This is a genomic window from Pedobacter ginsenosidimutans (assembly GCF_001442625.1).
Lineage (GTDB): Bacteria > Bacteroidota > Bacteroidia > Sphingobacteriales > Sphingobacteriaceae > Pedobacter > Pedobacter ginsenosidimutans.
The window spans coordinates 67,167-87,948 of sequence record NZ_LMZQ01000003.1 but is presented as its reverse complement, the minus strand read 5'-3'; the positions used below and the strand labels follow the sequence as shown (position 1 = coordinate 87,948).

21 protein-coding genes are annotated in these 20,782 nt (G+C 37.8%); 14 read left to right on the top strand and 7 right to left on the bottom strand.

Annotated elements, in window-relative coordinates; translation table 11 throughout:
- The first annotated feature begins 227 nt into the window (after window positions 1-227).
- The 3 genes from ASU31_RS04380 (at window position 228) to ASU31_RS04370 (ending at window position 4,021) form a co-directional block, all read left to right on the top strand.
- Window positions 228-1,247 (top strand): asparaginase, encoded by a 1,020-nt coding sequence (locus ASU31_RS04380; protein WP_057931179.1) that lies wholly within the window; start codon window positions 228-230, stop codon window positions 1,245-1,247.
- A 254-nt stretch (window positions 1,248-1,501) separates the two neighbouring features.
- A complete protein-coding gene (locus ASU31_RS04375; RefSeq protein ID WP_057931178.1) occupies window positions 1,502-2,914 on the top strand; it encodes an MBL fold metallo-hydrolase in 1,413 nt (470 codons plus the stop codon).
- A gap of 138 nt (window positions 2,915-3,052) precedes the next feature.
- Window positions 3,053-4,021: a YpdA family putative bacillithiol disulfide reductase gene (locus ASU31_RS04370; RefSeq protein WP_057931177.1), complete on the top strand. Its 969-nt coding sequence runs from the start codon at window positions 3,053-3,055 to the stop codon at window positions 4,019-4,021.
- A gap of 196 nt (window positions 4,022-4,217) precedes the next feature.
- Here ASU31_RS04370 and ASU31_RS04365 read toward each other — a convergent pair whose 3' ends face one another.
- Together ASU31_RS04365 and ASU31_RS04360 are read right to left on the bottom strand one after the other, a co-directional pair.
- Complete coding sequence (locus ASU31_RS04365) at window positions 4,218-4,664, bottom strand: hypothetical protein (protein WP_057931176.1); 447 nt, start codon at window positions 4,662-4,664, stop codon at window positions 4,218-4,220.
- Between the two features lie 11 nt (window positions 4,665-4,675).
- On the bottom strand, window positions 4,676-5,677 hold the full coding sequence (locus ASU31_RS04360) for an alpha/beta hydrolase (protein WP_057931175.1): 1,002 nt from the start codon (window positions 5,675-5,677) through the stop codon (window positions 4,676-4,678).
- 292 nt (window positions 5,678-5,969) lie between these two features.
- On the opposite strand from ASU31_RS04360, the gene ASU31_RS04355 reads away from it, so the two are divergent.
- The 4 genes from ASU31_RS04355 (at window position 5,970) to ASU31_RS04340 (ending at window position 10,162) form a co-directional block, all read left to right on the top strand.
- Window positions 5,970-6,941, top strand: coding sequence for a polyprenyl synthetase family protein (locus ASU31_RS04355; RefSeq protein ID WP_057931174.1), 972 nt, complete (start codon window positions 5,970-5,972; stop codon window positions 6,939-6,941).
- On the top strand, window positions 6,941-7,996 hold the full coding sequence (locus ASU31_RS04350) for a TerC family protein (protein ID WP_057931173.1): 1,056 nt from the start codon (window positions 6,941-6,943) through the stop codon (window positions 7,994-7,996). The genes ASU31_RS04355 and ASU31_RS04350 overlap by 1 nt, the downstream gene beginning before the upstream one ends.
- 308 nt (window positions 7,997-8,304) lie before the next feature.
- Window positions 8,305-9,753 carry a M20/M25/M40 family metallo-hydrolase gene (locus ASU31_RS04345; RefSeq protein ID WP_057931172.1) on the top strand — a complete coding sequence of 483 codons (1,449 nt, stop codon included), beginning with the start codon at window positions 8,305-8,307 and terminating at the stop codon, window positions 9,751-9,753.
- A gap of 1 nt (window position 9,754) precedes the next feature.
- Complete coding sequence (locus ASU31_RS04340) at window positions 9,755-10,162, top strand: hypothetical protein (RefSeq protein ID WP_057931171.1); 408 nt, start codon at window positions 9,755-9,757, stop codon at window positions 10,160-10,162.
- A 21-nt stretch (window positions 10,163-10,183) separates the two neighbouring features.
- On the opposite strand, the gene ASU31_RS04335 is transcribed toward ASU31_RS04340, so the two are convergent.
- The gene (locus ASU31_RS04335; RefSeq protein ID WP_057931170.1) at window positions 10,184-10,936 is read right to left on the bottom strand and encodes a hypothetical protein; all 753 of its coding nucleotides are present in this window, start codon (window positions 10,934-10,936) and stop codon (window positions 10,184-10,186) included.
- A gap of 253 nt (window positions 10,937-11,189) precedes the next feature.
- On the opposite strand from ASU31_RS04335, the gene ASU31_RS04330 reads away from it, so the two are divergent.
- Both ASU31_RS04330 and ASU31_RS04325 read left to right on the top strand, forming a co-directional pair.
- Entirely contained in the window at window positions 11,190-12,026 is an 837-nt protein-coding gene (locus ASU31_RS04330; protein WP_057931169.1) for a M23 family metallopeptidase, read from the top strand.
- A gap of 5 nt (window positions 12,027-12,031) precedes the next feature.
- Window positions 12,032-12,421: a bactofilin family protein gene (locus ASU31_RS04325; RefSeq protein WP_057931168.1), complete on the top strand. Its 390-nt coding sequence runs from the start codon at window positions 12,032-12,034 to the stop codon at window positions 12,419-12,421.
- A 48-nt stretch (window positions 12,422-12,469) separates the two neighbouring features.
- On the opposite strand, the gene ASU31_RS04320 is transcribed toward ASU31_RS04325, so the two are convergent.
- On the bottom strand, window positions 12,470-12,898 hold the full coding sequence (locus ASU31_RS04320; RefSeq protein WP_057931167.1) for a CBS domain-containing protein: 429 nt from the start codon (window positions 12,896-12,898) through the stop codon (window positions 12,470-12,472).
- Between the two features lie 577 nt (window positions 12,899-13,475).
- Between ASU31_RS04320 and ASU31_RS04315 the strand changes: the two genes are divergently transcribed.
- From ASU31_RS04315 to ASU31_RS04305, 3 genes are all read left to right on the top strand, one after another.
- On the top strand, window positions 13,476-14,285 hold the full coding sequence (locus ASU31_RS04315; protein WP_057931166.1) for a hypothetical protein: 810 nt from the start codon (window positions 13,476-13,478) through the stop codon (window positions 14,283-14,285).
- A 269-nt stretch (window positions 14,286-14,554) separates the two neighbouring features.
- Window positions 14,555-15,871, top strand: coding sequence for an adenosylhomocysteinase (gene ahcY, locus ASU31_RS04310; RefSeq protein WP_057931165.1), 1,317 nt, complete (start codon window positions 14,555-14,557; stop codon window positions 15,869-15,871).
- A gap of 299 nt (window positions 15,872-16,170) precedes the next feature.
- Window positions 16,171-16,512 (top strand): DUF6370 family protein, encoded by a 342-nt coding sequence (locus tag ASU31_RS04305; RefSeq protein WP_057931164.1) that lies wholly within the window; start codon window positions 16,171-16,173, stop codon window positions 16,510-16,512.
- Window positions 16,513-16,633: 121 nt separating this feature from the next.
- On the opposite strand, the gene ASU31_RS04300 is transcribed toward ASU31_RS04305, so the two are convergent.
- Complete coding sequence (locus ASU31_RS04300; protein ID WP_057931163.1) at window positions 16,634-17,614, bottom strand: polysaccharide deacetylase family protein; 981 nt, start codon at window positions 17,612-17,614, stop codon at window positions 16,634-16,636.
- Between the two features lie 60 nt (window positions 17,615-17,674).
- Between ASU31_RS04300 and ASU31_RS27980 the strand changes: the two genes are divergently transcribed.
- Window positions 17,675-17,797, top strand: a complete 123-nt coding sequence (locus ASU31_RS27980; protein ID WP_262890336.1) for a hypothetical protein — start codon at window positions 17,675-17,677, stop codon at window positions 17,795-17,797.
- 124 nt (window positions 17,798-17,921) lie between these two features.
- Here ASU31_RS27980 and ASU31_RS04295 read toward each other — a convergent pair whose 3' ends face one another.
- Entirely contained in the window at window positions 17,922-18,302 is a 381-nt protein-coding gene (locus tag ASU31_RS04295; protein ID WP_057931162.1) for a GtrA family protein, read from the bottom strand.
- A 1-nt stretch (window position 18,303) separates the two neighbouring features.
- Window positions 18,304-19,944: an ArnT family glycosyltransferase gene (locus ASU31_RS04290; protein ID WP_057931161.1), complete on the bottom strand. Its 1,641-nt coding sequence runs from the start codon at window positions 19,942-19,944 to the stop codon at window positions 18,304-18,306.
- Between the two features lie 83 nt (window positions 19,945-20,027).
- Between ASU31_RS04290 and ASU31_RS04285 the strand changes: the two genes are divergently transcribed.
- Complete coding sequence (locus ASU31_RS04285; protein WP_057931160.1) at window positions 20,028-20,744, top strand: pyridoxine 5'-phosphate synthase; 717 nt, start codon at window positions 20,028-20,030, stop codon at window positions 20,742-20,744.
- The last annotated feature ends 38 nt before the right edge of the window (window positions 20,745-20,782 follow it).

Sequence of the window (20,782 nt, the reverse complement as noted above, 5' to 3'; positions counted from 1 at the left end):
GGCGGGAATCTTATGCAATCTACAAACCCGACCAAGGCATTACGATTCCCAATCAAGTTGGGAATGACGATTGTATTGAATTTCTTGTATTGTAAAATAGTGATTTAAAATTTATCATTTTGGCAATTTACTAACGTTTTTTAGCTTTTTTGTTGCTAATTTAAAAATATTGTCTAATCATTTGTAAATTTTTAGTTTCTTTGCGGTGAGCAACCTTCACCAACCAAATGACCAAAATACTTATAATTTATACCGGTGGTACCATCGGTATGGTTAACGATCCTACAAATGGGATGTTAATTCCATTTGATTTCCAGCAGATAAAAGAAAACGTTCCTGAATTAAGCCGTTTAGATTACGATTTAGATGTGCATTCCTTCAATCCAGTATTGGATTCTTCAAACATGGATCCTGAAATATGGAAAACATTAGCCGAACTTGTTTATCATAAATACGATCAGTACGATGGTTTTGTGATCCTACACGGGTCTGATACTATGGCTTTTACAGCATCGGCATTGAGCTTCATGCTCGAAAATCTATCTAAACCTGTTGTTTTAACCGGTTCGCAACTGCCAATTGGCGAAATCAGGACGGATGCCAAAGAGAATTTAATTACCGCTCTAGAGATTGCAGCGACCAAAGAAGATGGAAAAGCACTTTTTCCAGAGGTTTGCATTTATTTTGATGCACAATTATTTAGAGGCAACCGCTCTATAAAATATAACAGTGAAAAGTTTGAAGCTTTCCGTTCGCCAAATTACCCGATACTTGCCGAAGCAGGCGTTCACTTGCAATTTCATCGAAACTATATCCTAAAAGCTACCGAAGGAGAATTAAAATTACACACCAATTTTAATTCTAATATCGGGGTGCTGAAATTATACCCTGGAATAACGCCACAGGCAGTTCAGGCAATAACAGATTCTAAGGTTGATGCCATTATTTTAGAGACTTTTGGCTCAGGCAATACCACAACTGCACAATGGTTTTTAGATAGTTTGCGTCAGGCTATTCTGAATGGAAAGATTATAATCGATATTTCTCAATGTAAAAAAGGATCGGTTCAACTAGGCCGCTACGAAACCAGCAGAGAATTGCTGAAAATGGGCATTTTAAGTGGTTACGATTTAACTTTCGAGGCTACGGTAACCAAATTAATGTTCGTTATGGGCTTAGGTTTGCCAATAGAAGAAAGCCGCAAATTAATGGAAGAATCACTAAGAGGTGAGTTGACTAAAGATTAGCGTTGGTTGGGATTTGTAATCCCGTCTACAGAACTAATGATTTGTAATTCTTTTAAGCTAATAAGGTCGAGATTGCAAATCTCGACCAACAAAAAGGTTTTAATAAGTAAAACTTCTGCAATTATGACCGACATCATTTCGGTTATAAGTATTTAGCGCTATTTTTGCTGTAATAGATCCGTCATGCTGAACTTGTTTCAGCATCTTTCTGGTAAGACCCTGAAATAAATTCAGGGTGACGTTGCGAAGAAATCATGAAAATAGAACAAATATATACAGGTTGCCTGGCAGAAGCCGCTTATTACATCGAAAGTAATGGCGAAGCTGCAATTATTGATCCGCTAAGAGAGGTTGGAACGTACTTAAAGAAAGCTGAAAAAGCAGGGGCAACCATTAAATATATTTTTGAAACGCATTTTCATGCCGATTTTGTTTCCGGACATGTAGATCTGGCAGAAAAATCTGGTGCCGAAATCATCTATGGCCCAACCGCTAAAACCGAGTTTAAATCGCACATAGCTAAAGATGGCGAGCAGTTTAAAATTGGAAACGTGACCATTACCGCTTTACATACTCCTGGGCATACTTTAGAATCGACTACCTATTTATTGACCGATGAAAACGGTAAAGATCATTGTATTTTTAGTGGTGATACTTTATTTATCGGTGATGTTGGTCGCCCGGATTTAGCACAGAAAGGTCATTTAACCATGGAAGACTTAGCCGGAATGCTTTACGATTCGTTAAATGAGAAAATAAAGCCGTTGGCTGATGATGTAATTGTTTATCCGGCACATGGTGCAGGTTCTGCCTGTGGCAAAAGTATGAGTAAAGAAACTTTCGATACTTTAGGGCATCAAAAGGAAGTAAATTACGCTTTGAAAGCCGAAACGAAAGAGCAGTTTATTGCCGAAGTGACGGATGGCATTATGCCGCCACCACAATATTTTGCTAAAAATGCTGCCATTAATAAAGGTGGTGTGGAAAGCATTGATGAGGTTTATGAGAAAGGATTAAACGCTTTGACACCTCAGCAGTTTGAAGATACGGCAAACCAAACAGGGGCTATTATGCTTGATACCCGCGATCCGCAGGTTTTTGCCAAAGGTTTTATTCCAAATTCAATCAACATAGGCCTTAACGGACAGTTTGCGCCCTGGGTTGGTGCTTTGATTACCGATTTACAGCAGCCAATTTTACTGATTACAGATCAAGGTAAAGAAGAAGAAACCATTACCCGTTTAACCCGCGTAGGATACGATAGTACCATTGGTTATTTAGATGGTGGTTTCGAAAGATGGACAGATGCTGGCAAGGAAATCGATACCATAGAATCTATTTCGGCTGAAGCTTTTGAACAGGCTGCATCCGATGGAGAAATTACAGCCCTTGATGTACGTAAACCAGGTGAATATGAATCAGAACATCTGGAATTTACACTGAGTCGCCCGTTAGATTTTATTAACGACTGGACTGGCGAAATCAATCCAAAATCTACCTATTATATTCACTGTGCAGGTGGCTACCGCTCGATGATTGCTGCTTCCATCTTAAAATCACGTGGAGTAGAAAATGTGATCGATGTTGCAGGCGGTTATGGTGCAATTAAAAATACCGGTTTAAAAAGAACCGATTTCGCCTGCCCAAGTAAAGCAATGAAAGTGTAATAATTAAAGGAAATCGTCATTTCGAGCGGAACGCAGTGTAGTCGAGAAATCTATATCAATAGATCTCTCTCCCGACTTAACATCGGGACGACGCTCCAGGCGAGATGACGACCACTCTTTAAGCGAAATAAAAACTGGATGTCTGACAATCAAAATCATTACGACGTATTAATCATAGGTGCCGGCCCAATAGGGATGGCTTGTGCAATTGAAGCTCAAAAAGCGAACTTAAGCTATGTAATTGTAGAGAAAGGCGCTTTGGTGAACAGTTTGTTTAACTATCCGGTGTTTATGACCTTCTTTTCTACTTCTCAAAAGTTAGAAATTGGAGGAGTTCCTTTCGTAACCATAAGTCCAAAACCTAACCGTAATGAAGCTGTTGAATATTACCGTCGTGTAGGCGAAAAATTTGATTTAAATATCCATCTTTTTGAAAGCGTAAAACAGGTTGTTAAAAATAATAGCGATATTTTCGAAATCAATACTTCTAAAACCGATTATACTGCGAAGAATGTAATTGTGGCTACTGGTTTTTATGATGTGCCTTTGTTGATGAATGTTCCGGGAGAGGATTTACCAAAAGTAACGCATTATTACAAAGATCCTCATTTATACGCCTTTCAAAATGTAGTGGTGGTTGGCGCCAATAACTCTGGTGTAGATGCTGCTTTAGAAACCTACCGAAAAGGTGCAAACGTAACCATGGTTGTTCGTAGTAGCGATCTTGGTCCTCATGTTAAATATTGGGTGCGTCCGGATATACAGAACAGGATTAAAGAAGGAGAAGTGAAAGCACTTTTCAATTCTGAACTGGTTGAAATAAGAGAAGGTGAAGTCGATATCAAAACACCAGAAGGGATAAAAACCATTCCAAACGATTTCGTTATCGCCATGACAGGTTATCAGCCAGATTTTAGTATGTTAAGAAAATTCGGCATCGAACTGCCCGAAACACTTTGCCCGGTTTATAACGAAGAAACCATGGAAACCAATGTAAAAGGTTTGTATTTGGCGGGTGTAGTTTGCGGTGGATTGGATACACACAAACTTTTTATCGAAAATTCTAGGGTGCACGCTGAAATGATTGTAAAAAATATTTTGAGTTAAATTTCTTGCGAAGTTTGGCCTGGGGATTAGCGATGGAATAACCTCGTAAGTCTCTCACCAAGTTAATTAACAGCGTTTGCAAAACCTTCCTTTACTGATAATCTGCTAATCCAGATTAAAGATTTATTCGGGTTAAATTCTATTTTATCTAATATTCCTCCACACCGTACAAACGAGCCAGCAAAATCACTAGGCTTTACCGGATGCTTAAAAACAATTTTTTCAAAACACAGAATATTGATACCCCGTTTGTAGCTGTGATAAAAGCACTTGCTGCCAGTTTTGGGTCTGAGAACTGAACACAGTTTAGCGAACCTTCTTTTTCTGTAATGGGATGAGAAGAGAAAATGATTTTCTGCCCCTTATACTTCATTAAGTTTTTCTCTATTTCTTTGTATGACATAGAATTTTCGGTTACCATACCTGCCGCAGATAGAATGTTAGCATATAATATAATTGCTCTAAAATCTGAAGTGTCCGTTTTTGAAGAAATTAACAACTTTTCGGATTGTTGATATGCATTTCTCCAATCTTCCTTTTCTAGCAAGGGAATTAATTTTTTAAAATCTTCATAGCTTAAGGTTTGGGCCTTGGTGCTTAAAAAGCATAGTGTTAAGATAATAATTGAGAAGCATATTTTCATTTTAGATGATGTTATTTAGTAAGTTCAAATGATATTTTCAATACATTCTTGATATAGTTATCAATAGCAGCCCCTACACTTGGTAAATCTTTCGAAGTAATATACGATCCCATTACGTGATTCCCTGCGTTTGGTATGGCTTGTTTTCTTTTTAAATTATTCGGCGTGCCCAGTTCATCGAACATTTTCAGCATAGCATCTACACGCACTACCGGATCCTGCTCGAGTTCATTTTTGTAGTAGTAGAGCATTAAAACAGGTTGTTTTACTTTTTGGAAAGTTGTTTTTACCATACTGCTCTCGATAAACTCTTCCAGTTCTACCAAAGATTCGAGGCGGTAATTGGTGTACCAGTATTTTTTATATTCGTCAGTGCGATCGTCTACTTTACGTTCATCGCCACCCACCACTTTTCTGGCTATCTGCAAACCCCAGGGGTTATTCAAAAGCCATGCATTTTTATCGTTAATGGCCACATTTGGCGATAACAATATCAAACTGTTAATTTCAGGATAGGTTGCCGCTAACTTTAAAGCTACTGTGCCTCCTGTAGAGGTGCCCACCAAAATTACCTTTTTTCCTAATTTTTTACCGATAGCATAAGCCTGTTTGCTGGTTTCCCAAAGGCGATCTGCGGTAAAATATTGCATGGGTGCAAGTGTATCAATGCCATGGTCGGCCAAACGCGCTAAATATAAATTGGCATTTAGTTCTTTTGCTAAATTTAGGTAAACGGGGTTTCCTTCTGTTTTTGATGCCGAAAAACCATGCAGGTAAACAATGGCATACTCGGTTTGCTTGTGGAGGGGATCTGCCCAGATAATTTCGGCTTCGTTACCTGGTTTTATTTTGTGCATCGATTCGATACTCGCCACATAACGGTCTAAGTCTTCCAGATCGGGAACCTGGGTAAGTTCTTTGTTGTAAACCGGTTTTTTGGGTTTTGGCCCCAATAAGTAGCCTGCAACAATTAATGCCGAAAGGCCAATAAGTACTTTGTAGCGTTTTTTCATCTTAGCTCAGCTAATATTGGTTTAAATGTAAAATTTGAAATTAAATAAAGCTAATATTTCTGAGGAATTAATTGTCGTATGGAGGGGTTTTTACCTTCACTAACCCATAATGTTAACCTGATCGCGCTAAATGGCCCACAGCCCGAAGCATGAGGGCGAGGACTATGGGCAATAGCAGGAGCAAAAGATATTAAAGATTAAGCTATTGCTTTTCAAATCCTTAATAATACGATTGTACATTACCTTTTTATGGGAAATTAGTTTAAGTTTGCAATCAAAATTTTTCGACTTAATGCCGGGAATCGAACAGATAAAAACACCTATTGCTGCTGATATTAAAGCGTTTGAAAAAACCTTTAAAGAATCTATGCATAGCGACGCACCGTTGCTGGATAGGATTACCCATTATATTGTAAAGCAGAAAGGCAAACAAATGCGGCCGATGTTCGTATTTTTTGCGGCTAAACTATGCGGTGGCATTACAGAATCAACCCATCGCGGAGCTGCTTTGGTAGAGCTTTTACATACGGCTACTTTGGTGCATGATGATGTGGTAGACAATGCTTACGAACGCCGCGGCTTTTTCTCTATCAATGCTTTATGGAAAAACAAGATTGCCGTTTTAGTTGGCGACTACCTGTTGGCTAAAGGATTGTTGCTTTCGGTAAACAATAACGAACACCGTTTGTTACAGATTGTATCGGAAGCGGTGAAACAGATGAGTGAGGGCGAGCTCTTGCAAGTAGAAAAGGTGCGGAGGATGGATATTTCGGAAGATTTATATTTTGATGTGATTCGACAGAAAACAGCTTCTTTAATTGCTTCTTGTTGCGCTGCGGGTGCTGCTTCGGCAGGTGCTGATGATGAAACGATAGAAAAAATGCGTCTGTTTGGCGAAAAAGTAGGGATTGCCTTTCAGATTAAAGACGATACCTTCGATTTCGGGACTGATGATGTAGGTAAACCTTTGGGTATTGATATTAAAGAGAAGAAAGTAACGCTACCTTTAATTTATGCGCTGAATAAAGCCGAAAAAACTGAACGTAAAAAAATAATTAACCTTGTGAAAAACCACCAGGACGATCCGGTTAAAATTCAGCAGATTATAGATTTCGTAAATGCCCACGAAGGTGTGTATTACGCGAACCAGAAAATGCTGGAGTACCAGAAGGAAGCATTTGATATTTTGCACAGTTTTGAGGCAGGCGAAGCACGAACTGGTTTAGAACAACTTGTACTGTACACCACTGAACGTAAAAAATAATGGGTAACGAATTACTTTTTAGCTTAGGTTTTCTTCTTTTTATTGCGTTGATTCTTGCTTTAGACCTTGGTCTATTTAGCCGGAAAGAGCATGTGGTGAGCTTAAAACAGGCTGGAGTAATGAGTTTGATTATGGTGGCTTTGGCTATCGGTTTTTACTTTATTCTGTTAACTGAAGGGCACCAGCTCCATGGAATAAAGGATTTTGCACACCTGCAAGAAATTGTAACGCGACACCAGCACCACATTAAATTAATCCCCAATGATTTTGAAGGAAGTTTAGCGATTTATAGACAAAACCTCGGCTTAGAATTTTTGACCGGTTATGTAATTGAGTATGCACTTTCGGTAGATAATATCTTTGTGATCGTACTCGTTTTCTCTGCTTTCGCCGTTGAAGAAAAATATTATCACCGTGTATTGTTCTGGGGTATTTTAGGTGCCATTATCATGCGTTTCATCTTCATTTTTGTTGGTGCAGCATTAATTGCAAAATTTGCCTGGATCCTCTATTTGTTTGGCGCTTTCCTTGTTTTTACCGGTGTAAAAATGTTCTTCAGCAAAGATGAAGATGATAAGATTGATCCGGAAAACCACCCTGTAGTAAAATGGGCTTCGAAAATATTTTCTATTCACCCAAAGTATGAGGGCAAAAAATTCTTCGTAAAAATTAACCATAAAACACTGGTAACACCTTTATTTTTGGTGCTGCTGATTGTTGAGTTTACCGATCTTTTATTCGCTGTAGATTCTATTCCGGCTATTTTTGCGGTAACAAAAGATCCTTACATTGTATTTTTCTCTAATATTTTTGCCATCATGGGTTTGCGTTCCATGTTCTTCCTGTTGGTGAATATCATCCATAAATTCCACTATTTAAAAACCGGATTAGCCGTATTATTGGCATTTATCGGGATAAAAATGTTAGGGCATACTTATCTGGAGAAATGGGGTTTCACTACAGAGCATTCTTTGATCGTGATTTTGAGTATCCTGGTGATCAGTATTGTGGCTTCGCTGGTGTTTCCTAAGAAAAAAGTGCATGTAAAGCCATAGTTTTATCATTCTGAGCACATCGAAGAATCTTTTTTATTGCGATAAGCCGAGAAGATTCGTGATTGCGAGAAGGCTTTTTCAGCCGACAAAGCAATCTTACAACGATCGCTAATAGCGTGTGAATTAAGATTATTCATTTTTGCAGTTGTTTTTAAAGGTATTCATGAGCTCACTTCGTCCGGTTAGCTTCGTGCCTCGCAATGACGACCATTTCCATGGAAAAAGCCATTATCTAAAGCAAAATATACGTTACAGCTAGTAATCTCTGGCTAAAATTTGTACTTTCAGCAGCTAAACTATTATTCCTAATGAAATATCTTTTCTCTGCAGCGCTTCTTTGTACCACTTTATTTGTAAATGCCCAGGATAAATTCGGTGATGTTTTTGCCAAGATCAATACCGATGTACAGCAGAATTCAAAAGCTTATCAAACACTTAAATATGAAACTGAAACCATTGGTCATCGTTTAACAGGCTCTACGAACGGCGCAAAAGCAGAGCAATATGCCTTCGATTTATTGAAATCTTATGGTTGTGAAGTGAAGTTTCAACCTTTCGAAGTAGAAAGCTGGGCAAGAAAAACAATCAGTGTAGAAATTGGGACCGATAAAAACAGTTTGACAAAAATGAAGGCTGTTACCTTAGCGCATTCGCCTGTTAGTGCAGACATTACTGGTGAGATAGTAGATGCAGGTAATGGATTGGAGGCAGATTATCAGGCCAATCCGGAGAAATTTAAAGGTAAAATTGCTTTAATTTACCTAGGCGTATTGCCAGGCTCTCCAGCTGGAACAAAGTCATTACACCGCTCAGAAAAGACGGCCATTGCCACAAAATATGGAGCAATTGGAGTGATTATTATCAATACCGTAAAAGATGGTGTACTTTTAACCGGGACAGCTTCGGTAACAGGTAAGTTGATCTCCATTCCCGCTATTTGTATTGGTTTAGAAGACGGTATAGCTTTAAAAGAAAAAATTAAATCACAGCCACAGGTAGCGCACATCGCTATGACTAATTTCTCGGGTATGATTAAGGCGAAAAATGTAATTGCTACTTTTAAAGGGACCGGGTTGCCTAAAGATAAAATTGTAGTGGGTGGACATTTAGATAGCTGGGATTTAGCAACCGGAGCGATAGACAATGGAATTGGTTCTTTTGCTATTATGGATATGGCACGTACTTTTAAAAAGCTGAATTTAAAAACCAAACGTACTGTAGAATTTGTACTGTTTATGGGCGAGGAGCAAGGTTTGTTGGGTTCTAAAGCATACATCGATCAGGCTAAGAAAGACAAAACCTTAAACCAGGTGAAGTTTATGTTAAACTACGACATGACGAACGATCCGAAGGGTTTTTCTACCTCAAGAGCGGAAATGAAAGATCTGTTTACGGCCTGGGGAGCTGATATTGTAAAAATTGATACTGGTTTTAAAAATCTGTTTAATGCTGGTGCAGGTTTGCATAGCGATCATCAACCTTTTATGTTAGAAGGTATTCCTACAGGCGGTGGTTTTGGTGGTAAACTGCCTAACAATTCTGGTCCATTTTATCATTCAGATGGCGATAGTTTTAAACTGGTTGATGAGCAGGAACTTAAAAATACAGTACGTTACAGCGCCATGTTAACTTACGCTTTAGCCAATACACCGAAAATTCCTGTTGGTGTTCAGGGAGAAGAAGAACTAAGGGCCTTCTTAGAATCGCAGAACCTAAAGGAGCCTTTGAGTATTGCCGGCGAGTGGAGGTGGAAGTAATATGGATATAGGAGCGAGTAAAGTCGTATTTGAAAAAATACCAAATGATTTTCGACCTATGTGGGGTAAGAATATCTTATCTCTATTCGATAAGTGTTTAATCTTTATACCAGCTGAAGTATTAACGCTTTATGAAATTATTGATGATAAACTTAGATGGAAAGAGGCACATAATCAGTTTTCAAAAATCAGAGAATTGAATTTAGAAAACAGGAATAAGGAGTATGAAGTTTACTTATTGTTAGCAGAGAACATAGCAAAAATCACATACAATGCTTCAAATGAACCTGCTCCATTTGATTGGGATAGTGGTTGGTATATACCGAATCTTGCTAAACAGGTTTCAGCTTTTTATCAGGATGCAGAACTTGACAGAAGGCTTAAAGAAAATATTTTACTCTCATTTTAGCTGGGGTTAGCGCAGAGAAAGTTAAAGCAACCAATAAAAAACTTTGTAAGCGAAGAATTGTCGGTCTAAGGTTGTTCTTTTACTAACGGGGTTAATGTCAGCCTGTCTTAACGATTCTTCTGGCTTTCTTTTAGAGTTTTCTTCTGGGAAGCCACTTATTCTGCTTTCGCCTAGTTTTATTGCCAATGGCGATAGAACAAAACTTAAACTATCCTTTCCTGCAATCCTTGTTAGCATAATTGCCGTTCTGTTTATTTGCCTGATTTTAACATTCTCATTTACAGCTATTGGTTTCCCGTTTTGATAAAAAATGCCGAAGGTTTCTATTGTTTTATAATCGTTATGTTTAAAAACATTAATGGTATATGCTGTATCAGGAATCTGATCTTTAAACTTTTTCTTTGCTGCTAATATCTTTTCTGCATTGGTTGGAATGTCATCCAGGTAGAAATCCGTCAGCTTAATGTTGTTGTAATTTCTTGCTGTTTTAAACATCCTACCAACAATATCAATTGGGGTATTGCCTTCATCAGCAATAAATAAAAAATAACTGATCAAAACCATTACAGTTATCCCAAGAGGTTGAAAATATTTTGTTTTAATCTTTTTCCTTGCCAGTATGTAATGGATAAGTGCAAATAAGAGTGAGATAACACCGATGATTGGGATTGTTAATAGTGCCCCTAAACTTGCACCCTCACCAGCCATGGGGAAACTTTGAAATAAAATAAAGTTTAGCACAAGTGCTACTGATGGATAAATAAACGCTTTCATTTAAATATTTTGTATGCGAATATAGTTTTTAATAGTATTCGTTGTACCGAACGGTTATATGGCTGTACAATGTAAGCCACTTAAATGTTACACATCTGTCTTTTAACTAGCATGAGCAATGAAGTATAGGTTAATTCGATGTTAATGCATTGTGATTTTTATTCCTGTAAGTGTTAAATCTGAGCTTAGTTTTTGACTATGTGGTTGTTAATCATATATTTGTTTTAGTCCCAAACAAAAAATCGGAGTAAAAATGAACAGAAAACGGAGCAAAACAACCGTAATTTTTGTAAATAAAAATCAAAGTTCAAGCAAGCCCATTCAAGTTCCAACAGGATACATTGTACATTGGAAAAAGTATATTTTAGGCATTTTAGGATTATTCTTAATACTGATATCCAGTATATTTTACCTGATCCGCAGTAATTCGAGTGTAGAATTAGCCAAGAGCAAACTCGAACTTGCACTTTTAAAAAGTAAAGACAAACTATCTGTAATCGATACTTCTTCCCTGAAAAAGCATTACCAATCAATTGATAAAAAACTACTCACCATCAATAAATACCTAAAAGCAAGAGGACTAAAACCGATTTTAACTGGTAACGAAGGCGGGGAGCAAAGCGATGATATTTTATCGGCTGAAGAAATCGGCGAATTTTACGACAACTACCTGAGTAAAATTGCCTATAACGTTGCCTATACGCCAATGGGTTACCCACATTTAGGTACAATTACATCCGGGTATGGGCATCGCGAAAATCCTTTCAGTGGTGAAAATGTGGAGACTCATAAGGGACTTGATATCAGGGCTAATTATGGCGATGTTGTTAAATGTACAGCAAATGGTAAAGTAGTTTTTGCAGGAAGGCGTGGTGGTTATGGCAATTGTATTGTGATTAAACACGGTAATGGCTTTGAGACCTACTACGGTCATCTTTCTAAAATTTTGGTAAAGGTAGATGAGGATGTTATTGCTGGCAACGACATTGGCAAAGCGGGCTCAACCGGTCGATCAACAGGGCCTCATTTACATTATGAAGTGCATAAAAATGGTAAAGTTATAAATCCAAGATCCTTTTTAACCTTATAAGAAACATGTTCAAGAAAAACAATCAGATTAAAGACTTAAATCAACAAGAAATTTCTACCCTAATTGGCCTCGGATTTACCATTACCGGAGAGCTAAAAGGGAAAGCAGTAGTGAGGATCGATGGAACTGTAATTGGTAATGTAAATGTTGAAGGCGGTGTTGTTTTAGGTGAAAAAGGAATGATTAAAGGTGACATTCAAACAGGCTCAGCCATTATTTATGGAACCGTTAACGGAAATGTAAAAGCCCAAAACCTGGAAATAAAAAAGACAGGCAGGGTTAATGGCGACATTAAAACAGAGGCCATTGAAATTGAACTGGGTGCACAATACAATGGAAAACTCGAAATGCACCAATCAGGTAAAACTGAAGATAAAGTAGCGGTGAAAGCCTAGGCCATCTGTTGGTTGGTGTCTCACCAACCAACATAATCCAACTCAGTATTAACCACTAATATAGCTTTCCAATTGAGAAATGGTCTGTTTTTGATCTGCAATGATAAACTTTACCACATCACCGATTGAAACCATTCCTTTTACTTCGTCGTTTTCTACAACTGGTAAATGACGGATGTGCTTGTCGGTCATTAGCTCCATGCAATAATCGATACTGTCGCTTAAATTAATGGTGATCGGACTGCTCGTCATTGCTTCTTTAATCAGGGTATCTTTTGATGATTTGCCTTGAAGGATGATTTTCCTGGCATAATCGCGTTCCGTAAAAATGCCATGTAGTCGATCGTTCTCCATGACTAGTACCGCGCTGATGTTCTTTTCTGTCATTACTTTTAAGGCATCTAAAACAGAAATATTTTCTGATACCGAGATAATTCGTACCTGTTTGGTATCTAACAAGTGTTTTACGCTTTTCATAAAACTTAATTTGGTTATAACAATTTAAGAAATAATTAGCTGTAAATCAAAGTTTTATTTCAGGTTGTTCATGGCTTTACAAACGGAGCACAGTTTTGTGTTTTCTAAACCTGACGGGAACGGCAGCCTCCGTCCCGATTTTACATCGGGATTCTATCGGAGCTATAGTGTATGGCAGAACCAAGCCAAACCTAAGCACTGCTGGTTTTGCTTTTCAAATTACATTTTATCCAACTAATAATAAATATTTATCAATCTTTAAGTGGTTTTGCATCTATAGTGGTCTGCAGAGAATCGTTGGACGAATTCTTGGCTGAAGCTAAAAGTCCAGTTGTAATTTTACCAACTGAGAGAGCTCTCGACATTAGACAGTAAGATCAGAATCTTAAAGCTATAAAATTAAAATTATGTAGGGATTTGAATCAAATATCTACATATTTGCAATATAGGTAAAAGTTGTAAAATACCATGCTGGAGAAAATAACCTAAAATTTGCTGACAATGGCTCTTACCATCCCCTTAACAATTCAATATTAGTAAGCCATACCGATAAGTGGCTTAAGTTTATTTAATACTCATGCCAAAAAAAATAAGTTCTTTTTTCTCTGATATTATTAAGCAATTAAAGCCGATCCATATCATCTTCTTTGGCGCTTTTATAGCTGCACTTGGTTCAATATTTCCCCCGTTTAAAATTAAGATGCCTTACGATAATGGGATACAGGAATTGAGCTTTAACCCTTTTACGTTGCTTGGGGCCTTCATGGTTGCCTTTGCAACCCTAGTGCAAAACTGGAAGTCTTCCATAAAAACAAATAGCATACTTGATAATACTATTTTGCAACTACAGAAGTTAGAAAGGTTAACAAAAAGGAATGAAGATATAACTGAACACTTGGATCAAGCTTCAAAAGATATAGTTGGTAACATCACTGGAGGTGATAGTTATGTCGTTATTCAGTTGGTGCAGAATTTGAATCCAAATGGCATTACGCTGGCTGTAATCAACCAAGGTAAGTATCCAATAAGAGAATTGCAGGCCAGAATCTTTAGGAACTCAGATTTTAATAGAGATAAAGAGAGAGGGCTAAACCCAGATATTCTTTCTCTATCATATAATTTAATGATAGAATTAGCAGTGTTAGCACCACAAATGTCGAAATTAGAAAATCGAAATTTGATATTGCAAGAAGGAATAACAACATGGAATATTTTTGTTACAAGTCTTGGATTAATGACTACTCAAAGGATGGTCATATTTAAGTCAGGATCATCAGTATCCTTTGCATGCAAAATCTCACATACTATTACAGATGGGGAATATCGAGAGGTTTACAGGGATATAAGTAAAAATTTTCCTGAAGAATATTTACATGAACTTGGATAAATTAATAAAGCAATTTGGGTTTTATAAATTCAATCTGCCTCAAAATCATTATCTCACTGAATCTATTCAATCGAATTTATCGCTTTGAAAACTTTTTAAATTTTATTTGTATTCTTCTATGCATTCTTGCTCGAGCCTATGAAGTATAGAAATTTAAGTGTGAAAATCTGGCCACTATTTTACAATCCGCAAACCACCTTGTACTTTTAATTATTTGGGTTTGACAAAGCTATGCCGTAACTTTGCATTTCATTTTAAAACAAATAATTATGTCATCAGTAGAGACTTCTTATATCCCTTACAAAGTTAAGGACATTTCACTGGCAGAATGGGGCCGTAAAGAAATCGAATTAGCCGAAGCAGAAATGCCAGGTTTAATGAGTTTACGTAAAGAATTCGGTCCAACACAACCATTAAAAGGTGCGCGCATTGCAGGTTGTCTGCACATGACCATCCAAACGGCTGTATTAATCGAAACATTAACTGCACTGGGTGCTGAAGTTACCTGGTCATCTTGCAATATTTTTTCTACACAAGATCACGCTGCGGCTGCAATTGCTGCTGCTGGTATTCAGGTTTATGCCTGGAAAGGCTTAAACGAAGAAGAATTCGATTGGTGTATTGAGCAAACTTTACACTTCGGTCCGGAACAACAACCATTAAACATGATTTTGGATGATGGTGGCGATTTAACCAATATGGTTTTTGATAAATATCCTGAGCTAATTACGGCGATTAAAGGTTTATCAGAAGAAACTACAACTGGTGTTCACCGTTTGTACGAAAGAATGAAAAACGGAACATTGCACTTACCTGCAATTAACGTTAACGATTCGGTTACCAAATCTAAATTCGATAACAAATACGGATGTCGTGAGTCATTGGTTGATGCGATCCGTCGTGCTACCGATGTAATGATGGCAGGTAAAGTGGCTGTTGTTTGTGGTTATGGCGATGTGGGTAAAGGTTCTGCAGAATCGTTAAGCTCGCAAGGTGTACGTGTTATTGTTACCGAAATTGACCCGATCTGTGCTTTACAGGCTGCAATGGAAGGTTATGAAGTTAAAAAATTAGCTACTGCAATTAAAGAAGCTGATATCGTGGTAACCACTACTGGTAACTGTGATATCGTTCGCGAACAACACTTCAGAGCATTAAAAGATAAAGCGATTGTTTGTAACATCGGTCACTTCGATAACGAAATTGATATGGCTTGGTTAAATGGCAATTATGGCGATACCAAAGTGGAGATTAAACCTCAGGTTGATAAATACACCATTGATGGTAAAGATGTAATCATCCTGGCCGAAGGTCGTTTGGTTAACTTAGGCTGTGCAACTGGTCACCCAAGTTTTGTAATGAGTAACTCATTTACCAACCAAACTTTAGCTCAATTAGAGCTTTGGACCAATACTGCAGCTTACGAAAACAAAGTTTATACTTTGCCTAAGCATTTAGATGAAAAAGTTGCCCGTTTACACTTAGAAAAAATCGGTGTAGAATTAGATGTTTTGGATCAACACCAGGCTGATTATATCGGCGTACCGGTAGAAGGTCCGTTCAAAGCAGATACATACAGGTATTAGTCCTTGGTCTTCAGTCGAGCGTCTGAAGTCGATATGATTTAAGAGGGATGTGCAATTTGCATATCCCTTTTTTTATTCCTCCGATTTATCGGAGGTGCCTGCAAGGCGGGGTGTTTCTAAAGTCTAGGCGAGTCTCCTGTTTTTTGAAAACGTTGGTTCCTGTTCTCTTCGGAGGTTTCAGTCCTGCTGTACACTTTATCCCGATGGAAGAATCGGGATGTTCGTTTCCATCAGGTTTATTTTACAAAGAATTGTGGTTCTTTTGCCCTTGAAAACTTACATTTGAAAAAAGAAAAGAGATGAAAAAGTTAATATTTGCTTTAATTCTTGGTGTATTTGCGTTTTCTGTAAATGCCCAAACTGCTCCTAAAAAAGCTGAAACGGCAAAAGTAATCACTAAACAAACAGTAGATATTGCTTGTGGCGAATGTCAGTTTAAAATGAAAGGTAAAGACTGCGAGTTAGCAGTAAAAATAGATGGTAAATCTTATTTTGTTGATGGAAAAGGTATTGATGATTTTGGCGATGCCCATGGCGAACATGGTTTTTGCAATGCCGTAAGCAAAGCAGAGGTTACCGGCGAAATCGTGAACAACCGCTTTAAGGCCAAAGAAATAAAGTTATTGCCAGCTAAGAAGTAGTTTTACCGCAAAGAACGCAAAGTTTTTCGCAAAGAGGTGCTAAGGCTGATTTAAAGCTATCTGAACCAAGCTTTGCGTGCTCTGCGCCTTCCCTCTGCATCCTTTGCGGTTAAAAAGCAGGTTATTCAAATTCCTTTTCCAATCCCTGTCTTAAATCGAAAAGCAGCCATTGTTTACTTTTTACATCGGCCTGTTTGGTTTTTAATAACTGGATGAAATCTTTCACGCCGATTTCTTCATTGCCGTTGCCATGAATCAAAACAATACTGCCCGCATTAGGCTGTTGTCCTTTTGCAAGCCAGGCGTCACTTCCTACAGGGATTAATCCGTAGGCCTCGATCTTTTCTACGATGGTCTTATCAGATACCAGGCCGGGGAAACGGAAAAATACAGATGGCGTTAAACCATTTTTGAGCATCAGTTTTTCATTCTCCAATACCTCCACATCTAAATTGGTTCCGGGTGCCAATAAAAAGTTTTCAGCTAAGGGTAACTTATTCACCTCGTGGTTGTAGGTATGGTTTACCCAGGTAATATTCAGTTCCTTTTTCTCTACCAGACTTTTCAGCCAGTTCAAATCATCCTGATGCTTTAACATCCATTTACCAGAAACAGAAACCGCGAGTGGCGCAGGCTGTTCTATCTTTTTAAATTCATCGAAAACAGACTGAAAAATAATCCTGTCTAAGGCCCTATGCGATGGACAAAGATCAATCGTTAAGGTAATCCCCTTTTCATTCGGAATGGCATGATCGATCCCCGCATTTTGAAGTTGCAAATCTTTAGCCGCAGCTGCCTCAATCGATTTGACATAAGCTGTATTTTTGAAAATCGCCAATACGTTTTGAAATTGTAAGCCGCTTAAAGCATACTTATTTGCCAAATCTGTTTTGGTTTCTAAGTTTTCTGGATTCACCAACAGCAAATACTTTTGATTATTTGCAGAAAAGCTTCTAACTGCAATCAGCTTTTCATTAGCGCGGACGGCTGTAGCAAAGTTCACCTTGTAACGTTTGATATCATCAAAATTCTGTGCAAAAACTTTAACACCAAAAAAGCAAATGGAAAAAATAACGAGGAGCAAAGATTTAGATAACTTCATAATTCCTTATTTAAAATCTTTCTAATTTAAGCCAAATCCATTATCTTTACAAACATCGCCATGAACAAAGAAAAAGTAAAATTATGGTTTAAGCGGGTGGGACTGGTTGGGTTTTTATTCTTCCTGATTAAAGGATTAATATGGCTTGTTGTGTTCTATTTTATTGGCAAAAACGTTACTTAAATGGTTCATTCGTTCAGTAGTCATTAGCTCATTAGTCCGCGCGAATTGTATAAAAATTTTGAACAGACCGTCATCCTGATCCGATAGCTATCGGATTTGTTTAAGGATCTATTTCGAAAGTATTTTACCTAAATGTAAAAAGCATGTTCGCAAGGAAATTCCAGACAAAAACAATCACTATTGCAAAGAATTTGGCTACATAAAAATTGGTGCCGTTTTTCCTTTGGTGGAACAGGTAAATGATAAAGGTGTTTAGCCCTAAACCGATTAAACTTACTACCAGAAATTTACTAAATTCTGTTCCCCAATGACTATTAGTGCTCTGAAATGTCCATACGCGGTTAATGAGGTAGTTATTGGTTACCGCCAAAGTAAAACCAATGGCATTAGAAATGTATTTGTTTATCTTGATTTTCTCCTTACACAACCAGGTGGCGCCGAAATCAATCGCCATTCCGAGGAAACCCGTTAATCCAAATTTTAAGATGCGGAAGAATAAATCCATGTTAATGTATTTTAACCAGATAAAAATGCTCTAAAACCTGAGGTCGCGTTTTCACGTTTAAAAATTTACCCGTCAGTTTCGTGGTATGAAAATATTCAAACGATTTTAGAATTTCAGCATGGTATTCGCTTTTTAGTTTTGCCAATTCCTGTTCTGGAATGTATATAACCAAGTCTTTTAGGTTCTTTGATTTGTCGAGATCACTATAATTATGCAGATATTTTACTTCTCCCGGGGCATAAAAATCAAAAGAGAATGCATCTATATAATTTAATACTGCAGGTTGAGCAGTAGGATAATTTTGCTTTAACCAATTACCTGCCTGCATACCTGATTGATATTTTAAAAGGGCCGGGTAGAAAAAAATGAAGAGGAATATCATTAATCCAACAGATAAAAATGCACTCCTCGCAATGATGGTTTCCAATAAAATGCCTTTAAATAGTAAGAAAGAGATGGCGAGAACAACAATCAGGATACCGATAATTAAATACGGGTTTTCGAACCCAAAGAAAAAGGCTAAGACAGAAAGTAAGGCAATAACCAAAATGAAAATGATATTCTGGATAAAAAAGAAGGTTTTTAAACCTTTGCTGCCAAGCTGCCTTAAGTACAGCGCTGTTATGATCGAAAACTGAGGAAAGATAATCAGGATATAATGCGGCAACTGAAATTTAGAAAGCGAAAAGATCAGAAAAGTAACTGCTGCACTTGCCCAGATTATAATGCTTTCGGGAGCTAAAGTAATTCTATTTTTTCTTTTAAACAGATTTACAACTGCCGTATAAAATAGTACAGACCAAGGAAGGAATGCCCAAAGAGTAGTGTGTAGAAAAAACGAAATATCCCCTTTACCTTTAATCGGCCCATTGTTAAAGAAACGCCCAAATTGACTGTCCCAAAAGAAAAATTTTAAACCCGAAACACCCGTCCTTTCAAAAACAATTTTTTCGGGATGCAGATCGAATTGCGTGTAAAGTGAATACAGCTCGGGTGTAATAAAAACAAAAATCAAAAGAATGGCGATATACCATTTAGGTTTTAAAAGCTGACGGTACTGTTTTGTTAGTAACCAGTAGATAATAAAACCGGCAAATACAGGGATCAGCACAAAAATTCCTTTGATCAATATTGCGCAGGCAGCAAAAAATGAGCCTGCTACAATGTGCCAAAAAGAATTTTGATGTGCTTTATAATAATGGTAAATAGATGCTAATGTAAAGGTTGCAATATAAATTTCGGCCCTAACATCAAAAGTAGAGGTGATGATATGCAAGGCACTTAGAAAAATCACCGCACTGATTAACCCGGTTTTTTCATCGTATATATCTTTAGCTAATTTGTATAAATACCACGCACCCAGTAAACCGAACAGAAATGATGGTAATTTATAGGCGAAGGATGAGATTCCGAAAATTTTAAAGGATGCTGCAGAAATCCAAAAAGTGAGGTGGGGTTTATCCAGCCAGTCGGCCCCGCGACCGTAAAGGTTAAACCAATCTTTAAACAGGATGATGTTTTTAGACATGGAGGCATACAATGCGCCATCGGGCTCCATCACGCCGCCAAAAAGTGCTGGTATACTCGCAATTGCAAGTAAAACGATCAGGAATTTATATAGTGTTGTATCTTTTAAGTTCATTTACAAGAAGCAAATATGAGCAAAAAAAAGTCAAATTTTTTTAAGGTTTAAGATTAACAAGGGCAAAGCCTTATCTTTGCTTCATGACAAAGTTATCGGTTAATATCAATAAAATTGCTACACTCCGCAACAGTCGCGGAGGTAATAATCCTGATCTGGTTAAGGTTGCATTAGATTGCGAGCGTTTCGGCGCACAGGGAATTACTGTGCATCCACGCCCTGATGAACGCCATATCCGTTACCAGGATGTTTACGATTTAAAGGCTGTTATTGCGACAGAATTTAATATTGAAGGAAATTGCAAAGAAGATAAATTTGTTGATCTGGTATTGGCCAACAAACCTGCTCAGGTTACACTGGTGCCTGATGCCGAAGGTCAGATTACATCAAACCACGGTTGGGATACAATTAAACACAAAGACTACCTGAAAGAAATGGTTGCTGTTTTCCAAAAGGAAGGTATCCGCGTTTCTATTTTTGTAGATCCGGTTGTAGAGATGGTTGAGGGTGCGGTAGAAACCGGAACAGACCGGATTGAATTATATACCGAGGCTTATGCACATAATTATTTTGCCGACCGCGAAAAGGCAGTAGTGAGTTACATTGCTGCAGCACATCATGCCAACAAATTAGGTTTGGGAATTAACGCGGGGCATGATCTCGACTTACACAACTTACATTATTTTGCGCAGAGCATCCCTGGTTTATTAGAAGTTTCAATCGGTCATGCGCTAATTAGCGATGCACTTTATCTGGGGCTGGAAACCACCATTCAGAAATATTTACAACAATTGGCTTAGTTTTAACCGCAAAGACTGCAAAGAAAAGGGCGCAAAGA

What these genes read in the sequence shown, in the direction of transcription:
- ASU31_RS04380 (WP_057931179.1), top strand. Translation starts at nt 228, where the DNA reads ATGACCAAAATACTTATAATTTATACCGGTGGTACCATCGGTATGGTT.
- ASU31_RS04375 (WP_057931178.1), top strand. Translation starts at nt 1,502, where the DNA reads ATGAAAATAGAACAAATATATACAGGTTGCCTGGCAGAAGCCGCTTAT.
- ASU31_RS04370 (WP_057931177.1), top strand. Translation starts at nt 3,053, where the DNA reads ATGTCTGACAATCAAAATCATTACGACGTATTAATCATAGGTGCCGGC.
- ASU31_RS04365 (WP_057931176.1), bottom strand. Translation starts at nt 4,664, where the DNA reads ATGAAAATATGCTTCTCAATTATTATCTTAACACTATGCTTTTTAAGC.
- ASU31_RS04360 (WP_057931175.1), bottom strand. Translation starts at nt 5,677, where the DNA reads ATGAAAAAACGCTACAAAGTACTTATTGGCCTTTCGGCATTAATTGTT.
- ASU31_RS04355 (WP_057931174.1), top strand. Translation starts at nt 5,970, where the DNA reads ATGCCGGGAATCGAACAGATAAAAACACCTATTGCTGCTGATATTAAA.
- ASU31_RS04350 (WP_057931173.1), top strand. Translation starts at nt 6,941, where the DNA reads ATGGGTAACGAATTACTTTTTAGCTTAGGTTTTCTTCTTTTTATTGCG.
- ASU31_RS04345 (WP_057931172.1), top strand. Translation starts at nt 8,305, where the DNA reads ATGAAATATCTTTTCTCTGCAGCGCTTCTTTGTACCACTTTATTTGTA.
- ASU31_RS04340 (WP_057931171.1), top strand. Translation starts at nt 9,755, where the DNA reads ATGGATATAGGAGCGAGTAAAGTCGTATTTGAAAAAATACCAAATGAT.
- ASU31_RS04335 (WP_057931170.1), bottom strand. Translation starts at nt 10,936, where the DNA reads ATGAAAGCGTTTATTTATCCATCAGTAGCACTTGTGCTAAACTTTATT.
- ASU31_RS04330 (WP_057931169.1), top strand. Translation starts at nt 11,190, where the DNA reads ATGAACAGAAAACGGAGCAAAACAACCGTAATTTTTGTAAATAAAAAT.
- ASU31_RS04325 (WP_057931168.1), top strand. Translation starts at nt 12,032, where the DNA reads ATGTTCAAGAAAAACAATCAGATTAAAGACTTAAATCAACAAGAAATT.
- ASU31_RS04320 (WP_057931167.1), bottom strand. Translation starts at nt 12,898, where the DNA reads ATGAAAAGCGTAAAACACTTGTTAGATACCAAACAGGTACGAATTATC.
- ASU31_RS04315 (WP_057931166.1), top strand. Translation starts at nt 13,476, where the DNA reads ATGCCAAAAAAAATAAGTTCTTTTTTCTCTGATATTATTAAGCAATTA.
- ahcY (WP_057931165.1), top strand. Translation starts at nt 14,555, where the DNA reads ATGTCATCAGTAGAGACTTCTTATATCCCTTACAAAGTTAAGGACATT.
- ASU31_RS04305 (WP_057931164.1), top strand. Translation starts at nt 16,171, where the DNA reads ATGAAAAAGTTAATATTTGCTTTAATTCTTGGTGTATTTGCGTTTTCT.
- ASU31_RS04300 (WP_057931163.1), bottom strand. Translation starts at nt 17,614, where the DNA reads ATGAAGTTATCTAAATCTTTGCTCCTCGTTATTTTTTCCATTTGCTTT.
- ASU31_RS27980 (WP_262890336.1), top strand. Translation starts at nt 17,675, where the DNA reads ATGAACAAAGAAAAAGTAAAATTATGGTTTAAGCGGGTGGGACTGGTT.
- ASU31_RS04295 (WP_057931162.1), bottom strand. Translation starts at nt 18,302, where the DNA reads ATGGATTTATTCTTCCGCATCTTAAAATTTGGATTAACGGGTTTCCTC.
- ASU31_RS04290 (WP_057931161.1), bottom strand. Translation starts at nt 19,944, where the DNA reads ATGAACTTAAAAGATACAACACTATATAAATTCCTGATCGTTTTACTT.
- ASU31_RS04285 (WP_057931160.1), top strand. Translation starts at nt 20,028, where the DNA reads ATGACAAAGTTATCGGTTAATATCAATAAAATTGCTACACTCCGCAAC.